18 protein-coding genes are annotated in these 18,467 nt (G+C 60.3%); 15 read left to right on the forward strand and 3 right to left on the reverse strand.

The features are described 5' to 3' along the window. Window positions 1–187 precede the first annotated feature (187 nt). From GTP23_RS04680 to GTP23_RS04690, 3 genes are all read right to left on the reverse strand, one after another. Window positions 188–970 (reverse strand): Crp/Fnr family transcriptional regulator, encoded by a 783-nt coding sequence (locus tag GTP23_RS04680; protein WP_161034635.1) that lies wholly within the window; start codon window positions 968–970, stop codon window positions 188–190. Window positions 971–1,175: 205 nt separating this feature from the next. Then, the gene (locus tag GTP23_RS04685) at window positions 1,176–1,820 is read right to left on the reverse strand and encodes a response regulator (protein WP_155433374.1); all 645 of its coding nucleotides are present in this window, start codon (window positions 1,818–1,820) and stop codon (window positions 1,176–1,178) included. A 77-nt stretch (window positions 1,821–1,897) separates the two neighbouring features. Continuing rightward, a complete protein-coding gene (locus tag GTP23_RS04690) occupies window positions 1,898–2,365 on the reverse strand; it encodes a universal stress protein (protein WP_161034064.1) in 468 nt (155 codons plus the stop codon). Between the two features lie 392 nt (window positions 2,366–2,757). Between GTP23_RS04690 and GTP23_RS04695 the strand changes: the two genes are divergently transcribed. The 15 genes from GTP23_RS04695 to accD all read left to right on the forward strand — a co-directional run bounded on the left by GTP23_RS04695 (window position 2,758) and on the right by accD (window position 18,466). Continuing rightward, window positions 2,758–3,567 carry a protein phosphatase CheZ gene (locus GTP23_RS04695; protein WP_161034065.1) on the forward strand — a complete coding sequence of 270 codons (810 nt, stop codon included), beginning with the start codon at window positions 2,758–2,760 and terminating at the stop codon, window positions 3,565–3,567. After that, entirely contained in the window at window positions 3,567–5,531 is a 1,965-nt protein-coding gene (locus tag GTP23_RS04700; protein ID WP_161034066.1) for a chemotaxis protein CheA, read from the forward strand. The genes GTP23_RS04695 and GTP23_RS04700 overlap by 1 nt, the downstream gene beginning before the upstream one ends. 214 nt (window positions 5,532–5,745) lie before the next feature. Continuing rightward, complete coding sequence (leuC, locus tag GTP23_RS04705; protein WP_161034067.1) at window positions 5,746–7,149, forward strand: 3-isopropylmalate dehydratase large subunit; 1,404 nt, start codon at window positions 5,746–5,748, stop codon at window positions 7,147–7,149. 30 nt (window positions 7,150–7,179) lie between these two features. Further along, the gene (locus GTP23_RS04710) at window positions 7,180–7,311 is read left to right on the forward strand and encodes an entericidin A/B family lipoprotein (protein ID WP_155433379.1); all 132 of its coding nucleotides are present in this window, start codon (window positions 7,180–7,182) and stop codon (window positions 7,309–7,311) included. A gap of 59 nt (window positions 7,312–7,370) precedes the next feature. After that, entirely contained in the window at window positions 7,371–8,018 is a 648-nt protein-coding gene (gene leuD, locus GTP23_RS04715) for a 3-isopropylmalate dehydratase small subunit (RefSeq protein WP_155433380.1), read from the forward strand. 20 nt (window positions 8,019–8,038) lie between these two features. Beyond that, on the forward strand, window positions 8,039–9,109 hold the full coding sequence (gene leuB / locus GTP23_RS04720; RefSeq protein WP_161034068.1) for a 3-isopropylmalate dehydrogenase: 1,071 nt from the start codon (window positions 8,039–8,041) through the stop codon (window positions 9,107–9,109). Window positions 9,110–9,203: 94 nt separating this feature from the next. Then, on the forward strand, window positions 9,204–10,331 hold the full coding sequence (gene asd / locus GTP23_RS04725) for an aspartate-semialdehyde dehydrogenase (RefSeq protein WP_161034069.1): 1,128 nt from the start codon (window positions 9,204–9,206) through the stop codon (window positions 10,329–10,331). Window positions 10,332–10,591: 260 nt separating this feature from the next. After that, window positions 10,592–13,168 carry a motility hub landmark protein FimV gene (locus GTP23_RS04730; RefSeq protein ID WP_308494788.1) on the forward strand — a complete coding sequence of 859 codons (2,577 nt, stop codon included), beginning with the start codon at window positions 10,592–10,594 and terminating at the stop codon, window positions 13,166–13,168. 116 nt (window positions 13,169–13,284) lie between these two features. Then, window positions 13,285–14,088 carry a tRNA pseudouridine(38-40) synthase TruA gene (gene truA / locus GTP23_RS04735; RefSeq protein WP_161034070.1) on the forward strand — a complete coding sequence of 268 codons (804 nt, stop codon included), beginning with the start codon at window positions 13,285–13,287 and terminating at the stop codon, window positions 14,086–14,088. A gap of 9 nt (window positions 14,089–14,097) precedes the next feature. Continuing rightward, window positions 14,098–14,808, forward strand: a complete 711-nt coding sequence (locus tag GTP23_RS04740; RefSeq protein WP_161034071.1) for a phosphoribosylanthranilate isomerase — start codon at window positions 14,098–14,100, stop codon at window positions 14,806–14,808. After that, window positions 14,774–16,006 carry a tryptophan synthase subunit beta gene (gene trpB / locus GTP23_RS04745; protein WP_161034072.1) on the forward strand — a complete coding sequence of 411 codons (1,233 nt, stop codon included), beginning with the start codon at window positions 14,774–14,776 and terminating at the stop codon, window positions 16,004–16,006. Before GTP23_RS04740 ends, trpB begins: the two co-directional genes overlap by 35 nt. Before the next feature lie 9 nt (window positions 16,007–16,015). Then, window positions 16,016–16,813 (forward strand): tryptophan synthase subunit alpha, encoded by a 798-nt coding sequence (trpA, locus tag GTP23_RS04750; RefSeq protein ID WP_161034073.1) that lies wholly within the window; start codon window positions 16,016–16,018, stop codon window positions 16,811–16,813. Between the two features lie 104 nt (window positions 16,814–16,917). Beyond that, window positions 16,918–17,196 (forward strand): BrnT family toxin, encoded by a 279-nt coding sequence (locus tag GTP23_RS04755; protein WP_161034074.1) that lies wholly within the window; start codon window positions 16,918–16,920, stop codon window positions 17,194–17,196. Next, entirely contained in the window at window positions 17,193–17,459 is a 267-nt protein-coding gene (locus tag GTP23_RS04760; RefSeq protein WP_161034075.1) for a hypothetical protein, read from the forward strand. Before GTP23_RS04755 ends, GTP23_RS04760 begins: the two co-directional genes overlap by 4 nt. 134 nt (window positions 17,460–17,593) lie before the next feature. Continuing rightward, window positions 17,594–18,466, forward strand: a complete 873-nt coding sequence (gene accD, locus GTP23_RS04765; protein WP_155433388.1) for an acetyl-CoA carboxylase, carboxyltransferase subunit beta — start codon at window positions 17,594–17,596, stop codon at window positions 18,464–18,466. Window position 18,467: the final 1 nt, after the last annotated feature.

Raw genomic sequence — 18,467 nt, forward strand, 5'->3', positions numbered from 1 at the left:
GGGGAGTCCTCAAATAAGAATGATTCGCATTTGCGTTCATTATTGAGGATCACGCGCCGGAATGCAAGCGGATTCGTCGCTGGGGCGGCAGCGCGCAGCGGCCAGCATGGCTGGCAGGCAGGAAAACGGCAAAAAAGAGCCCGGATTTGCCGGGCTCAAGGCTGGGGGAAGCGGCGGGCGGCCCCGATCAGAGTGTGGCCAGTGCGCTTTCGGCGCTGCGCGCTTTGGCGGCGGCCTGCTGTTTGGCACGGGTGCGTGATGGCGGCAGCCGGCGCAGGTTTTTCAGCGCTTCCGGATCCTTGATGCCTATGGTGCGCTGGTCCACGCTGATCAGGCCGATTTCGTTGAAGGCGGACAGCGTGCGGCTGACGGTTTCCAGCGTCAGGCCCAGATAGCTGCCGATTTCGTGGCGCGTCATGCGCAGGTTGAACAGCTTGGACGAATAGCCCATCTGGGCGAAGCGTTCGGCCAGCGACATCAGGAAGCGCGCCACCCGTGCTTCGGCGCTGAGTGCGCCCAGCATGCCTATCATGGCCTGTTCGCGTACCAGTTCGCGGCTCATCACGCCATACATCAGGTGTTCCAGTTCCTGATGCACACGTCCCAGCGCCGTCAGTTTCTTGAACGGCAGCAGGATCACGTCGCAGTCGGACAGGGCCACCGCTTCCGACGAGTAGTGGCGCGTGTGGATGCCGTCCACGCCCAGCATATCGCCCTTCATGGGGAAACTGAGTACCTGCTCGTTGCCGAACTCGTCGATCAGCACGGTTTTCAGGAAGCCGGAATTGACGATGTACAGCGTGTCGAAGATCTGGCCTATGGTGTGCACGCGCTGGCCCGTCTTGAACTGCACATGCTGGAATAGCAGCTCTTCCGTATTCACGCTGCAAGCGGCCGGAATGTGCAGCAGATCGCACACCTCCTTGAGATTCGACCAGAGCCGCCCCTGACGCTGGCGGCCGGCCTCCATGGCGCCTGCTTGCAGGCTGGTGGTGCCGGCGGGGCGTAGTTCGGGGCTAGGTGTGGACAGCATGATCATCTCCTGTGGTATGGCATGGCACTCAGTGATTTCAGTATGCCAACAGAAGCAATCCGGATATATCGGCAACGGCTGAATCTGGCCGTAGGAGAACACGCCGTCTTGTAGGAGTTTTCCTAAGAGAAAAAAAGTGTTTTCAAGTCTTGAAAGGCGAGAGCAAACGGTGTGCAACTGCGTATTGCACCATTTCTGAAAGCGAACTCATGCCCATTTTCTGCATGATGCGGGTCTTGTGTGTGCTGACCGTTTTGACGCTCAGGTGCAGGCTGTTGGCGATTTCCGTGATGGACTTGCCGGCCACCAGCAGCGAGAACACTTCGAACTCGCGGTCCGACAGCTGCTTGTGCAGCAGGCTCTCGTTGGGCGCCATGATATTCAGGGCCAGCTGTTCGGCCACGCCGGTGCTGATGTAAGGGCGGCCCGAAGCGACCTTGCGGATCGCCCCCACCAGCTGGGTGCCGGCACTTTCCTTGGTCAGATAGCCCTGGGCGCCGGCGCGGATGGCGCGCACGGCGTACTGCTCCTCTTCGTGCATGGTGAGGATCAGGATGGCCAGCTTGGGCGCTTCCGAACGGATCTGGCGGATCAGATCGACGCCGCTGCGGCCGGGCATGGACAGATCCAGCAGCAGCAGATCGAAGCCGCCCTGGCGGACATGGCCCAGTACTTCGAAACCATCGATGGCTTCACCCACGATATCGATGTCCGGCGCGCCGTCGAGAATGCGCTTGAGACCTTCGCGCATGATGGTATGGTCGTCAGCAATGACTATGCGGATCATGAATAGTGATTTTAGGTAAGATTTATTATGTTTGAGCCAATCTTATAATCTTACTATAAAAATCGACTACCAGTTTTTTACTTGCTATCGGGTTCCTTGATCAGCCTGTGTACGAGTACCGGAAGGCTAGTGTGGGACAACACCTTGTTGGTCACACTGCCTAAAAGTAATTGTCCCCAGCCGCTGCGGCCATGCGAACCCATGAAAATCAGATCGCACTGTTGCTGTTCCGCCACCTCGACGATTTTCAGTGCCGTATGTTCGGCGAAGGCCGTCATGCTGCGGCAGGGCAGGCCGTGCTGCTGGCAGGCCTGTACCACGGCGCGGGTATGTTCTTCGCCCGCCTGCAGCATGGCGGCGCGGTAATCGTCTTCGCTGGGGTAACTGGGGGGCACGATTTCTACATAGATCGGATACTGGTATTCCGGTGCGACAAACAGCACCAGTACTTCCGCCTGCATCTGGGCGGCGAAGGCGACGCCGGCACAGGCTGTTTTGCTGGAAACGGCCGAGCCGTCGGTGGTGAGCAGGATTTTGCGGTACATGGTCAACCTCCTTGCGTAACTGTGCTCTATCATGCTTTATTCTAGACCCGATTTACATTATTGCCACTATGGAAAGAGTTGATGATTATCAAGTGAAGGCAAGATTTCCTAGTGGGACGATGTGGTTTTGCTACCGAGTCGCGGGTTTTTTTGCACCGGGGCACTACTTTTGTGTCATGAACCATGTTTTGTCGCCGTAAGCGATGTTAGTATCACCAAATACAACGAAACATGGGCTGGACTCGTGGCGCAGGGGAGGCGACCCTGTGACGGGATTGAATAATCTGGCTGTGGCCTGCTACACTCAGGCAGGTGCACTATATTGCCGAGAGTCATTACCCGTAAAGCAAGTTTAGGGCAGCATTTTTACAAATTATGGAGAAGCAGGGATTATGACCAACGCCGCTGACGATTTCGACGCATTATTTGATGAAGTGTCTGCGCAGAGCAAGACTTCAGCTCCAGCGCCTGCTCCCGCACCGGCTGCTGCCGAGGACGATCTAGAGAGTCTGTTCGAGGAAGTAGCTGCTGCGCGTCCCGCCGACGTAGTGGCGGCGCCTGCGGCTGCTCCGGCCGCTGCGGAAGCCGCTGGCGGCGCGGACGAAGAAAAGCCGATGTTCGAACGCCTGGGCGGAATTGTGCGTCTGCTGCACGATTCGCTGCGCGAACTCGGTTACGACAAGGCGCTGACGGAAGCGTCCTCGCAGATCAATGATGCGCAGGACCGCCTCGAATACGTGGCCACGCTGACCGAGCAGGCTGCCAACAAGGTACTCAATACGCTGGACGAAGGCATGCCGGAACAGGATGCCCTGTCGAAAAAATCCAAGGACATGGAAGACCGCTGGGCCGATCTGTTCGCAGGCAAGCTCAGTCAGGAACAGTTCAAGCAGCTGGCCGGCGATTCGCAAGCCTTTGCAGCGGCCGTTTCCTCTGCCACGGAAGCGGAGAAAGCCCGTTTGCTGGAAATCATGATGGCGCAGGACTTCCAGGACATTACCGGTCAGCTGATCAAGAAAGTCGTGATCATCACCAAGACCGTGGAACAGGAACTGGCCATGCTGCTGCGTGATAACGCACCGCCAGCCCTGCGCGAGAAAATTGCAGCGAAAGAAGTGACCCTGATGCAAGGCCCGTCGACCCCGACCGTTGCGCTGAGCCAGGATAGTGTTGACGACTTGCTTGCTGATCTGGGATTCTAATGGACGATATGCTCAAGGATTTCGTCGTCGAGGCGATGGATCTTGCGGTCAACGTTGAAGAGCATCTGCTCAAGCTCGAACGCGACCCAGACAATAAGGAAACACTGAATGCAGTGTTTCGCTCCTTCCACACCATCAAGGGTGGTGCCGGTTTCATGGGCTTGCCCGCACTGGTTGCCGCCTGCCACCTGACAGAAAATCTGTTCGATGCGCTGCGTACCGGTGCTGCGCCCGTTACGCCGCTGGCGATCGAAGCGGCGCTGCAGGCGTCCGGTTTTGTGGCCGACCAGCTGGCCGAACTGAATAACGGTGTCGAACCGGATACGCTGCCGGCCATGCCGCACGATCTGGAAATCATTCTGAAAGATGCCATCGACGGCAAAACCGACTCGGCGCCTGCCGCAGCTGCACCGGCACCGGCCGCTGCCCCTGTGGCCGCTGCCCCGGCAGCTGTCGCAGCTCCGGCTCCAGCCCCGGCGGCCGCACCAGTCGACGGCAATGCCTCGACCATGACGGCCAACGGTCTCGACTGGGATGCCATGTATGAAGCGGTGATGCCGCCCGGTAGTTACACCCGTCCGGCCGCGGCCGCCGCTGCGCCGGCCCCCGCTGCTGCCGTGGCTGCACCGGCCGCCGTTCCTGCTGCTTCTGCTGCGGCACCGGCGCCAGCGCCTGCCGCTGCTGCGCCTGCGCCGGCAGCCACCGGCTCCAATCCTGCTGCGACGGCTGTCAAGCGCGAAGCGGCCGAGAAGCGCGACGAACGTCCGCACGCTGCGCCTGCCAAGGAAGAATCGATCCGCGTCGATGCCGTCAAGCTCGATGCGCTGCTGGAAGTGGCCGGCGAATCCGTGCAGGCTGCCAATCAGGCAGCCGTGCTGCTCGAACGTCTGCTGCAATTCAAATTCGAAGGTCAGGCCCAGACGCTGATGGCCACGCTGGCAGAAACGCTGGAACGTGCTTCGCGCTATTCCACCGAACTGCAGCGCGCCACGCTGGCCACCCGTATGCAGCCGGTCGGCCGGCTGTTCCAGAAGTTCCCGCGACTGGTACGCGAATTGGCCAAGGACCTGGGCAAGGACGTGGAACTGACCATCGAGGGTGCGGAGACCGAAGTCGACCGCGTGGTGGTGGACAGCCTGTACGATCCGCTCGTGCACATGCTGCGTAACGCACTCGATCACGGGGTGGAAACGCCGGAAGAACGTGCTGGCGCCGGCAAGTCCATCAAGTCGTATATTTCACTCAAAGCCTGGCAGGAAGCCAATAGCGTGATGATCGTGCTGCAGGATGACGGCAAGGGCATGGACCCCGTCAAGCTGCGTGCCAAGGCATTGCAGAAGGGCCTGATTTCCGAATCGGCCCAGCTGACGCCCGACGATTGCTTCCAGCTGGTATTCCTGCCCGGGTTCTCGACCAAGGAAGTGGCTTCCAGCGTGTCCGGCCGCGGCGTCGGCATGGACGTGGTGAAAACCGCCGTGGAGAAAAACCGCGGTGCCATCCACATCGAATCGGAACTGGGCAAAGGCACCAAGTTCGCCATCCGTCTGCCGATCGAACTGTCGATCGTGCCGACCATGCTGGTCTCGACCTCGGGCGCCGCACTGGCGCTGCCGATGGCCGTGGTACAGCGTGTGGTGGAACTGCCGGAAGAGTTCATGGAAGTGGGCGGCGCGCCCGTGCTGAAAGATCAGGGTCGTCCGCTGCCGGTGCGTTCGCTGGCCGGTGCGCTCGGTTATGAAGACTGCCGCGAGAAAGTCGGTATTGTTGTTGCAGCGCCACAACCGTATATTCTGGCGGTGGAAGCGGTGGACGGTACAGCCGACCTCGTGATCAAACCTATGACTGCGATTGCCGTCGAAGGCATTACCGGTACCGCACGTTCGGCCGAAGGCGAGCTAGTGCTAGTGGTAGGCCTATCCTTCCTGATGGACGGGTGTCGAGGCAATGTGCGCATGGCGGCCTAGCAAATAGCGGGGCCAGTAAGACACTAAGCCTGCGACCCCGCAGGCTTTTTTTTCATTGCAGCACGGAATTTTTTAAAAGGAGTCATAAAAAGTGTATCAAATGAGCGGAACTGCATCAGCTCACGAGGCCGACCGCAGCGACCGCTATTGCGTTGCACAATATGGCATAATCGAAGTGGATCACTCACACAGGCAGTAGCAGTACTCAACGAATATGATGAAGACGCTTTACGACAAACTCTGGGAATCCCACGTGGTGAAGGCCGAAGAAGACGGCACCACCATCCTCTACATCGACCGCCATCTGGTGCACGAAGTCACCAGCCCGCAGGCTTTCGACGGCCTGCGTGCCGCCAAGCGCGCGCCATGGCGGGTGTCGGCCAATCTGGCCGTGGCCGACCACAATGTGCCGACTACCGGCCGCGATCAGGGTATCGCCGATCCCGTTTCGCGCCTGCAGGTGGAAACGCTGGACAGCAATGCCAAGTCCTACGGCCTGACCTATTTCAACATGAACGACAAGCGTCAGGGCATCGTCCACGTGATCGGGCCTGAACAGGGCGCGACCCTGCCGGGCATGACGGTGGTGTGCGGCGATTCGCATACCTCCACCCATGGCGCCTTCGGCGCACTGGCGCACGGCATCGGCACCTCGGAAGTGGAGCACGTGCTGGCCACCCAGACCCTGCTGCAGAAAAAATCCAAAGCCATGCTGGTGCAGGTCGACGGCGCGCTGCCGGCCGGGGTGACGGCCAAAGACATCGTACTGGCCATCATCGGCAAGATCGGCACCGCCGGCGGTACCGGCTACTGCATCGAATTCGGTGGTTCCACCATCCGCGCGCTGTCCATGGAAGGCCGTATGACGGTCTGCAATATGGCGATCGAAGCGGGCGCCCGCGCCGGCATTATCGGCGTGGACGATACCACCATCAACTACGTCAAAGGCCGTCCGTTCTCGCCAGTTGGCCCGCACTGGGATCGCGCCGTCGAATACTGGCGCACCCTGCATTCGGACGCCGGTGCGCGCTTCGATCTGGTGGTGACGCTGAACGCCGCCGAGATCAAGCCGCAGGTGACCTGGGGCACTTCGCCGGAAATGGTGCTGGCCATCGATGGCCGCATCCCTGATCCGGACCACGAAAAAGATGAAGTCAAGCGTAACGCCATCGAAAAAGCGCTGGTGTACATGGACCTGAAACCGAATACCGCCGTCAGCGATATCCGCATCGACAAAGTATTCATCGGTTCCTGCACCAACTCGCGCATCGAAGACCTGCGTGCTGCCGCCGAAGTGGTGCGCGGCAAACAGCGCGCTTCCAACGTCAAGCTGGCGATGGTGGTGCCGGGCTCCGGTCTGGTGAAAGAACAGGCCGAACGCGAAGGTCTGGACCAGATCTTCCGCGCTGCCGGTTTCGAATGGCGCGATCCGGGCTGCTCGATGTGTCTGGCCATGAATGCCGACCGGCTGGATCCGGGCGAGCGCTGCGCTTCCACCTCCAACCGCAATTTCGAAGGACGCCAGGGTCAGGGCGGTCGCACCCATCTGGTGTCGCCCGCGATGGCTGCGGCAGCCGGTATCGCCGGCCACTTCGTTGACGTACGCAGCCTGCGTTAATTCAACTCTTACGACCCACGAGGCCCCAATATGAAAAAACTGATCGCACTGACTATTCTCGCCATGACCACGCTGACTCTGACTGGCTGCAACACCGTCGCCGGTATCGGCAAGGATGTGCAGAAAGCCGGCCAGGCGGTGCAGGGCGCCGCGGGCCATTAAAACGGACCCCCATGACGGCGCGCAGCACGGTCTGCGCTGCCGTCCACTTATAGAGCATCATGGATAAATTTACGATTTATGAAGGGCTGGTAGCACCGCTCGATCGCGCCAACGTCGATACGGACGCCATCATTCCCAAGCAATTCCTGAAGTCCATCCACCGCACCGGCTTCGGCCCCAACCTGTTCGACGAATGGCGCTATCTGGACCACGGCGAACCGGGCATGGACAACAGCAAGCGTCCGCTCAATCCTGATTTCGTGCTGAACCAGCCGCGCTATCAGGGCGCCTCGATTCTGCTGGCGCGCAAGAACTTCGGCTGCGGCTCCTCGCGCGAGCACGCACCATGGGCACTCGACCAGTATGGCTTCCGCGCCATCATCGCACCGTCGTTTGCCGACATCTTCTTCAACAACTGCTACAAGAGCGGCTTGCTGCCCATCGTTTTATCCGAATCACAGATCGATCATCTGTTCAATGAAGTCAAGGCCTTCCCCGGTTACCGTCTGGTGGTGGACCTTGAACAGCAGCGCATTTCCACCAGCAATGGCAGCGTCTCCTATCCCTTCGAGATCGACGCCTTCCGCAAATACTGCCTGATGAACGGGCTCGACGATATCGGCCTGACCCTGCGCCATGCCGACACTATCCGTGCTTTCGAAGAGCGCCATCTGGCTAGCCAGCCATGGCTGGCCAATGTCATCTAAACGCTAACCAAGATCTCAACATGAAAATCGCAATTCTCCCGGGCGACGGTATCGGCCCGGAAATCGTCGCCCAGGCCGTCAAGGTACTGAACGTGCTGGGCGAGTCCTTCGAGCTGGAAACGGCACCGGTCGGCGGCGCCGGCTATGCGGCCCACGGCCACCCGCTGCCGGAAGCCACGCTGGCGCTGGCCAAAGCGGCCGACGCGGTGCTGTTCGGCGCCGTTGGCGACTACCAGTATGACAATCTGGAACGCTCGCTGCGTCCCGAGCAGGCTATTCTGGGCCTGCGCAAGCAACTGGGCCTGTTCGCCAATCTGCGTCCGGCGATTCTGTACCCTGAACTGGCCGGCGCTTCCACGCTGAAGCCGGAAGTGGTGTCCGGTCTGGACATTCTGATCATCCGTGAACTGACCGGTGATATCTATTTCGGCCAGCCGCGCGGCGTACGCGAGTGCCCGGACGGCCCGTTCAAAGGCCAGCGCGAAGGTTTCGATACCATGCGCTATGCCGAAGGCGAAATCCGCCGCATCGCCCGCGTGGCGTTCCAGGCGGCGCAGAAGCGCGACAAGCGCCTGACCAGCGTGGACAAGGCCAATGTGCTGGAAACCTTCCAGTTCTGGAAAGACATCGTGATCGACGTGCACAAGGAATATCCGGACGTCGCGCTCGAGCACATGTATGTCGATAACGCCGCCATGCAGCTGGTACGCGCACCGAAGAAGTTCGACGTGATCGTGACCGGCAATATGTTCGGCGACATCCTCAGCGATGCCGCCGCGATGCTGACCGGTTCGATCGGCATGCTGCCATCGGCTTCGCTGGATGCCAACAACAAGGGCCTGTACGAACCCTCGCACGGCTCGGCACCGGACATCGCCGGCAAAGGCATCGCCAATCCGCTGGCGACCATCCTGTCGGCCGCCATGATGCTGCGCTTCTCGCTCAACAAGCCGGAACAGGCTGACCGTATCGAGAACGCCGTCAAGGCCGTGCTGGCGCAAGGCCTGCGTACTGGCGATATCTACGAAGCCGGTACCACCAAAGTGGGCACGGAAGAAATGGGTAACGCCGTCGTGAAAGCGCTGGTGTAAAGAAGTAAGCACCGGGACTGACTGCCGCAACAGCTGGGGAAAGCCAAGCTACAGCAGTCCCGTTCGGGAAGAAACTGAAACTCAAGGAATGATTATGAAACTGGTAGGCTTGGTAGGTTGGCGTGGTATGGTCGGTTCGGTGCTGATGCAGCGTATGCAGGAAGAGGGCGATTTCGCCCACATCGAGCCGGTGTTCTTCACTACTTCGAATCCCGGTGGCGATGCCCCGAAGATGGCGAAGAATGAAACCAAACTGAAAAGCGCCACCGATATCGACGAACTGAAAAAGTGCGAAATCATCATTTCGTGCCAGGGCGGCGATTACACCACCGAAGTGTTCCCGAAACTGCGCGCCGCAGGCTGGAACGGCTACTGGATCGACGCGGCTTCGACGCTGCGTATGGAAAAAGATGCCGTGATCGTGCTCGATCCGGTGAATATGCACGTGATCAAGGACGCGCTGGGCAAGGGCGTGAAGAACTTCATCGGCGGTAACTGCACGGTATCGTGCATGCTGATCGGTCTGGGCGGCCTGTTCCAGAACAATCTGGTGGAGTGGATGACGTCCATGACCTATCAGGCAGCATCGGGCGGCGGCGCCCAGCACATGCGCGAACTGCTGACCCAGTTCGGCACCATCAACAGCGCCATCAAGCCGCTGCTGGACAACCCTGCTTCGGCGATTCTGGAAATCGACCGTCAGGTGCTGGCGACCCAGCACGGCCTGACCGCTGACGAAACCAAACAGTTCGGCGTCCCGCTGGCCGGCAACCTGATTCCCTGGATCGACAAGGATCTGGGCAACGGCCAGTCGAAAGAAGAGTGGAAGGCCGGCGCGGAAACCAACAAGATTCTGGGTCTGGGCGCCGACTTCGGTTCCAAGCCGATTCCTGTCGATGGCCTGTGCGTACGTATCGGCGCCATGCGCTGCCACTCGCAGGCACTGACCATCAAGCTGAAAAAAGATGTGCCGCTGGACGAAATCACCGACATCATCGCTTCCGCCAACCAGTGGGCCAAAGTGGTGCCGAATACCCGTGAAGCGTCGATGAAAGAGCTGTCGCCAGCTGCAGTGACGGGCGGTCTGACGATACCGGTGGGCCGTCTGCGCAAACTGGAAATGGGTCCGGACTACCTGTCGGCCTTCACCGTGGGCGACCAGCTGCTGTGGGGTGCGGCCGAACCACTGCGCCGCATGCTGCGCATTGTTCTGGACAACTAAGCCGGGTTGCAGTTCTGAACGGGCGTTTGATCGCCCGAGTTGAAGGGGTTTTCTCTCTATGCTCTCATAGGGGAAACCCCTTTTTTTCGTCTAAAGTAGGCGTAGACGTGACAACTGGCCCGTCATACATCGTGCAAAGCTTGCGTGCCTCAAAGCATGATGATATGTTGGGATATCTGGGAAAGTAACATTTTCCCTCTGACAACCTAATGCTGCCCACTATGCCTGTACCGAATCGTTCCCGCTTTGCTTCGTTTGCGTTGAAAACTCTCACTGGTGCGGTTGCCAGTGCGGTGCTGATGGCGTCTGCCCATGCGGCCGGACTGGGCAAGCTGACGGTGCTGTCCTCGCTGGGCCAGCCACTGCGCGCCGAGATCGAGCTGACAGCTGTCACGGCTGATGAAGCGGGCGCGCTGGTGGCCAAGCTGGCGCCAGCCGATGCCTACCGCGTCGCCAATATCGATTTCAATCCGGCGCTGCTGTCGCTGCGCTTCGATGTGGAGCAGCGCGCTGGCCGGCAGGTGATCAAGGTCAGTTCCAGCCAGCCTATCAACGAGCCTTTCGTCGATATGCTGATGGAGCTGAACTGGAACGGTGGCCGCATCGTACGCGAATATACCTTCCTGCTCGATCCGGCCGAAATGCGCGCCACGCAGGCACCGCAAGTGGCGGCGCCGGTGGATCTGGGGCGTCCGCTGCCAGCCGCGCCAAGCGCGCCAGCGCCGTCTACCGCACCGGCCGCCAGTGCTGCCGCAACTCCTGCAACCCCGGCAGCGCAGGCGCCTGGCGCTGCACCTGCCGCACCTGCCGCCGCATCGGCACAGCCTGCCAGCGAATACACCGTCAAGAAGGGCGATAGCCTGAGCCGCATCGCCAGTCAGGTCAAACCGCAGGATGTGTCGCTCGACATGATGCTGGTAGCGCTGTACCGCGCCAATCCGGAAGCCTTCTCGGGCAATAATATGAATCGCCTGAAGTCGGGCCAGATTCTGGCAGTGCCGGGCAGCGACGAAATCCGCAGCAGTGCACCGGAAGGCGAAGCACGTGGCGTAGTGGTGGCCCACGCGGCCGACTTTGCCGCCTACCGTGCCAAGCTGGCAGGACAGGTGGCGGCCAGCACGCCGGCCAAGGAAGCAGACCTGAGCCAGAACGTGACGGGCAAGATTACCGCCAAGGTGGAAGAAAAGCCGAATGCCGTCAATGCGGCCAAGGATAAGCTGACTCTGTCGAAAGCGGCCAGCGGCACGCCGGAGCAGGGCAAGACCGGGCTGGCGGTAGAAGACAAGATCGCTAAACAGAAAGAGCTGGAAGAAGCCGACGCCCGCACCAAAGAGCTGGAAAAAAATGTGCGCGATCTGGAAAACCTGATGGCCATGAAGAGCAAGGTGGCGGCCAAAGCTTCCGCTTCGGCCTCGGCTTCTGCATCGGCCTCCGCGTCCGCGTCCGCCTCCGCTTCCGCCGCTGCTTCGGCACCGGCCAAACCTAAGCGTACGCTGGTGCTGCCACCGAAGAAACCGCTTGAACCTAGTATCTTCGAAATCCTGATGGATAACCTGCAGTATGTCGGCATTGCGGCCGCCACGCTGCTGGCCGGTGGCGGTGCGCTGCTGGCGGCACGACGCCGGCGCAAGTTCGAAGTGCCTAAGGAAGAAACCATCGCGGTCGAAGATCCGGCCCTGACCGCCCAGTCCCTGATCGAGGAGACGGGCGGGCAGAGCGTCGATACCAGCAACAGCGTGTTCAATTCCAATTTCGCCCCGTCGGCCAGCCAGCTCGATACCAATGAAGTCGATCCAGTAGCGGAAGCGGATGTGTATATCGCCTACGGCCGTGATGCGCAGGCTGAAGAAATTCTGAAGGAAGCGCTGCGCGTCAATCCCGAGCGCCATCCGGCCCGCCTGAAGCTGCTGGAAATCTACACGGCCCGCAAGGATCCGCGCGGTTTCGAGGAGCAGGCCGAAGAACTGTATGGCCTGACCCGTGGCGAGGGTGAAGAATGGGCCCAGGCTGCAGCCATGGGGCAGGCACTGGATGCCGCCAATCCGCTCTACACGCGCGGCCCGGATACTTCGGCGCCGGCCGCACCGGTAGCAGAAGTGGCGGCGGACCCTTACGCTGCCAGCGCCGATAGCGCCATGATGAATTTTGATAGCGGCATGGAGACGGCGCTGCCGCAAGCGGCCGATGCGGCCATTTCGCCAGCCTCGGTGGCGGCTGAAAACAGTAATCTGATGGACTTCGATCTCGCTGGCCTGAGCTTCGAGCCGGTCGCCGATGCGCCTGCGGCCATCGAACTGCCAGCCAGCGCAGCGGAACCTGTTGCTGCAGCGGCGGCCGAGGCGCCGGCCATACCGGATCTGGACTTCACGCTCGATCTGCCGGGCGAGCCGGCACCTGCGGCAGCAGCGGCCAGCGATCCGCTCGATCTGGATCTGGCCGGCTTTGACCTGCAGGCGCCAGTGGCCGATAGCGTTGCGGCAGCAGCTGATGCTGCAGCCGCAGCACAGGTCGACGAAGATCTGGCCAGCCTGCTACAGGCTGCGGAAGAAGTCACGCCGGCACCGGCACCGGCGGCGCAGGAATTCGATCTGTCCAGCATCGATCTGGATCTGCCGGAAGTGGCCAGCGCTGCAGCAGAGCCGGCCGCGGCCGATGCTGCAGCCGACGAGCCGATGTCGGCCCAGCATATGGAAATGGATACCAAGCTGGATCTGGCCGTGGCCTATCAGGAAATCGGCGACAAGGAAGGGGCGCGCGAACTGCTGGAAGAGGTGCTGCGCGGCGGTAACTCTAGCCAGATCGCCAAAGCCAATACCATGCTGGCCCAGCTGGGCTAAGCATGGTCGGGACGGCGCCGCTGCCGCAGCAAGGCGCGCGGCGCCTGTCTGGGCCTGCTATGCCTGTTCTTGTGCCCGTATATAATGGCTGACTCAGAGAACAGATCGGGCAGCAATTGAAACGGATAGTAATCGGCGTCCAGTACGACGGCAATGCATGGCAGGGCTACCAGAAGCAGCCGGGTGGCCTGACCGTGCAGGACAAGCTGGAAGAGGCACTGGAAAAATTTGCCACGGTAAAACTGGCGACTACCTGCGCGGGACGCACCGACGCTGGCGTACACGCGCTGGAACAGGTGGTGCACTTCGATACCGAGCTCGAGCGCGAAGATCACGCCTGGGTGCGCGCCGCCAATGCCTTCTTGCCACCGTCGATCAGCGTGCGCTGGGCCAAGCAGCTGGAAGGCGATCCCGCGGCGCTGGACTTTTTCCACGCCCGCTTCAGTGCCCACTCGCGCACCTACCATTACGTCTTGCATAACCATCCCGTGCGCAGTGCTTTGCTGGCAGGACGGGCCGGTTTCTTCTTCCGTCCGCTCGACGTCGGACTGATGCAGCAGGCCGTGCAGCCGCTGATAGGCTGGCATGATTTCAGCGCCTTCCGCGCGGCGCAATGTCAGGCCAAGTCCCCCATGAAGCTGATGCACGAGATCAAGATCCGCCAGCAGGGCGAGCTGATCGTGTTCACCATCACGGCCAGCGCCTTCCTGCACCACATGGTGCGCAATCTGGTCGGGTCGCTGGTCTACATCGGCAGCGGGCGGGAACCCCCGGAATGGCTGGGACAGTTATTGGAAAGTAAAGACCGCACGCAGGCGGCGCCCACGTTCATGCCCGATGGCCTGTATCTGGCCCGCGTCGGTTACGATCTGAAATGGCAGCTGCCGCAGGATGCGGATAGTCCTCTGGTCTGGTTTTAAAGGTTAAGCATGGCACGCACCCGTATCAAGATTTGCGGTCTGACCCGCGTAGAAGATGTGCAGGCTGCGGTGGCTGCCGGTGCCGATGCCATCGGCTTTGTGTTCTATCCGAACAGCCCCCGTTATGTCACGCCCGAGCAGGCGGCCGCCCTGATGGCTGCCGTGCCGCCCTTCGTCACCTGCACGGGCTTGTTCGTGAATGCCACCCCCGCGGAAGTAGCGGCCACGGTAGCCGTCGCTCCCATCGGCCTGATCCAGCTGCATGGCGATGAGACTGTGGCCGAATCGGCCGCCATCGCCGCTGCGGCCAAGCGCCCCTATGTGCGGGTATTCCGCGTCAAACCTGACACAGCGCCCGCTGATTTGCTAGAATACGAGCAACAATGCCGCGCTGCCGGTCCCTGGTTCACCAGCCTGTTGCTGGACACCTATGTGGATGCCTACGGTGGCGCTGGAAAGGGTTTTGATTGGTCTCTCATTCCAAAAGAGCTCGCGCCTCGGGTCGTTTTGAGTGGTGGCTTGAGCGTACACAACGCCACTGACGCAGTGTGCGAGGTACGCCCCTACGCCGTCGATATCAGCAGTGGTGTCGAAGCGGCCAAGGGGATCAAGGATGGCCGCAAGATTGCTGCATTTGTTGCAGCCGTGCGTGCCGGAGATGACTTAATCGAGAGAGCAACCCATCATGAATGCGCCAGCGCAGCCCCTGTTCCACGCTAAAGATTACGATTTACCTGACAACCGCGGCCACTTCGGCCCTTACGGCGGCTCCTTTGTCGCCGAAACCCTGACCTACGCTCTGGCCGAACTGAATCAGGCCTACGAGAAGTTCAGCAAAGATCCCGAATTCCTCGAAGAATTCCGTTACGAACTCAAGCACTTTGTCGGCCGTCCTTCGCCCGTCTACCATGCCAAGCGCTGGTCGCAGCAGGCGGGCGGCGCGCAAGTGTTCTTCAAGCGCGAAGACCTCAACCATACCGGCGCGCACAAGATCAACAACGTGATCGGGCAGGCACTGCTGGCCAAGCGCATGGGCAAGCGCCGCATCATCGCCGAGACGGGTGCCGGCCAGCACGGCGTGGCCACGGCCACCATCTGCGCGCGTTTCGGCCTCGAATGCGTGGTCTACATGGGCAGCGAAGACGTCAAGCGTCAGGCCCAGAACGTCTACCGCATGAAGCTGCTGGGCGCCACCGTGGTGCCGGTGGAATCCGGTTCGAAAACCCTCAAGGATGCGCTTAACGAAGCCATGCGCGACTGGGTGACGAATATCGAGAACACCTTCTACATCATCGGCACGGTGGCCGGTCCCCATCCTTACCCTATGCTGGTGCGCGACTTCCAGTCCGTGATCGGCGAAGAGTGTCTGGTACAGATGCCGGAAATGACGGGCCGCCAGCCTGACTACGTGGTGGCCTGTATCGGTGGCGGCTCCAACGCCATGGGGATTTTCTACCCTTACATCGACGAGAAACAGGTGCGTCTGGTGGGCGTGGAAGCGGCCGGTGAAGGTCTGGATGGCGACAAGCATGCGGCTTCGCTGACCAAGGGCTATCCGGGCGTATTGCACGGCAACCGCACCTATCTGCTGCAGGATGAAAACGGCCAGATCATCGAAACCCATTCCGTTTCGGCCGGTCTCGACTATCCGGGTGTGGGGCCGGAGCACGCCTATCTGAAGGATAGCGGCCGCGCCCAGTACGTTTCCATTACGGACGAAGAAGCACTGGCGGCTTTCCATGACTGCTGCCATATCGAAGGCATCATACCGGCGCTGGAGTCGTCGCACGCGCTGGCCTATGCCTTCAAGCTGGCGGCCACGCTGCCAGCCGATCAGATTATTCTGGCCAACCTGTCGGGTCGGGGCGACAAGGACATGCATACGGTGGCTGAACGTATGGGTTTGAATTTTAATTAAGGAGCCGACATGTCCCTCATCGCACAAACTTTTGCCGAGCTGAAGGCACAGAACAAGACGGCCCTGATTACTTTCATCACGGCCGGTGATCCGGCACCGAGTCTGACGGTGCCGCTGATGCATGCCATGGTGGCCGGTGGCGCCAACATCCTTGAACTCGGTGTACCGTTTTCCGATCCTATGGCGGAAGGCCCCGTGATCCAGCGCGCCTGCGAGCGGGCGCTGGCACAGGGCGTGGGCATAATGGATGTGTTCGCCATGGTGGCCGAATTCCGCAAGACCAACCAGCACACGCCCGTGGTGCTGATGGGCTATGCCAATCCTATCGAACGTATCGGCGCGGCGCGTTTCATCGCTGAATCGCAGAAAGCCGGTGCCGACGGCGCCATCGTGGTGGATTACCCGCCGGAAGAGTGCGTCGAGTTTTCGGCCGCCATGCGCGCGGCCGGACTCGATCTGATCTTCCTGCTGGCGCCCACCTCGACCGAGCAGCGCATTGCGCAGGTGGCCCAGGTGGGTGGCGGTTTCAGCTACTACGTTTCGCTGAAAGGCGTGACGGGGGCGGGCAATATCGACACGGTGGAAGTAGCCGAACGTCTGAAAGCGATCCGCCAGCACGTGGCGTTGCCTATCGGGGTCGGTTTCGGCATCCGTGACGGTGCTACTGCGCGTGCCGTGGCCGAAGTGGCCGATGCCGTGGTGATCGGTAGCCGCATCATTCAGGAAATCGAAAACGTGGGTGCGGAGAAAGCCGTGTCGGCGGTTGAGACTTTCGTGGCCGGTATCCGCAGCGCGCTCGACGCCTAACTGCGCAGCATAAACTTCCTCCGTGCGCCCGTTTGGTGCACATCAAATTCCGCGGCTCACCTTGCTCCATAGTGCACTACTGACTATGGTGGAAGTGAGCCGCGGTGCGTTTTCTTTCCGATCCCAACAAAGCCCGCCTGAATCTGCTCAAGCACCGCGTCAGCTTCGACGAGGCGGCGACAGTGTTCGACGACATTCTCGCCTGTTACTGGGCTGATATCGACCACTCGGACTCGGAGCCACGTTATCAGATATTGGGCCTTAGCCAGCGGGGCAGGTTGTTAGTTGTTATCTATAGTTGTGAAGTGAATGATGTGATACGGATTATTTCAGCGCGTCTGGCCTTGGGGTTGGAGAAGCGTCGTTACTGGAGATCGATATGACGAATAGGTATCATCACGCACGTTTGCCAGCGGGCGATGTGCCGCACGAGGCGGGAGACTGGGTTTCTATCCCCAACCCGTTTGTTACCGCTGGACGAGAATTGAACTTGCATTTGCATAAAGATGTTGTTGCCTATTTCGACAACATTGGTTTAGATGCGGGTTGGCCAGCTGAAAGAGTCATGGAATTGTATTTAAGAAATATCGCGCGCTCGGGCTTGCTGTTGCCGTTGGAACTCACCAGTTTTAAGGGGGAGATGTGAGTCAAGCAGTAGGGGATTTACTCTAAAACGGCGACGGGAACATGACGAAACCGAAAAATTAATGTATCGCAATGTTCGACAGGGGGGCCAGAAACGGCTACACTTCGGCCACAAGTTTGCTGTAAGGAGAATTTATGAGTTGGTTGGAAAAACTGCTGCCCCCACGAATCCAGCGTTCCGATGCTGGCGCTCGCAAGACCATGCCCGAAGGTCTGTGGGTCAAATGCCCATCCTGCGAAGCCGTGCTGTACCGCACCGATCTGGAATCGAACCTGCATGTTTGCCCGAAATGCGACCACCACATGCGTATCCGTGCGCGCGAACGTCTGGACAGCCTGTTCGACGCCGGCGGCCGCTACGAAATCGGCATGGACACCCTGCCAGTCGATAGCCTGAAATTCAAAGACAGCAAGAAATACCCAGACCGCCTGAAACAGGCCATGGAAGCCACCGGCGAGACCGATGCGCTGATCGTCATGGGCGGCTCCATCATGAGCCTGCCCGTTGTGGTGGCCTGCTTCGAGTTCGAATTCATGGGCGGTTCCATGGGTTCCGTCGTCGGCGAGCGTTTCGTCCGTGGCGCGCAAGTGGCGCTGGAACAGAAAGTGCCGTTCGTCTGCATCACCGCCACCGGCGGTGCGCGTATGCAGGAAGGCCTGATGTCGCTGATGCAGATGGCCAAGACCACGGCCATGCTGACCAAGTTGTCCGACAAGAAACTGCCATTCATCAGCGTGCTGACCGACCCGACCATGGGCGGCGTGTCCGCTTCGTTCGCCTTCATGGGCGACGTGGTGATTGCCGAGCCCAAAGCCCTGATCGGCTTCGCCGGCCCGCGCGTGATCGAAAACACCGTGCGGGAAAAACTGCCGGAAGGCTTCCAGCGTGCCGAGTTCCTCGTCACCAAGGGTGCCGTGGACATGATCGTAGACCGCCGCAAGATGCGCGAAGAAATCGCCCGTCTGCTGGCCCTGCTGCAGAATCAGGCCGCCGAAGTTCTCGCCTAAA

It is taken from the genome of Duganella fentianensis (assembly GCF_009857835.1).
Taxonomy (GTDB): domain Bacteria; phylum Pseudomonadota; class Gammaproteobacteria; order Burkholderiales; family Burkholderiaceae_D; genus Rugamonas; species Rugamonas fentianensis.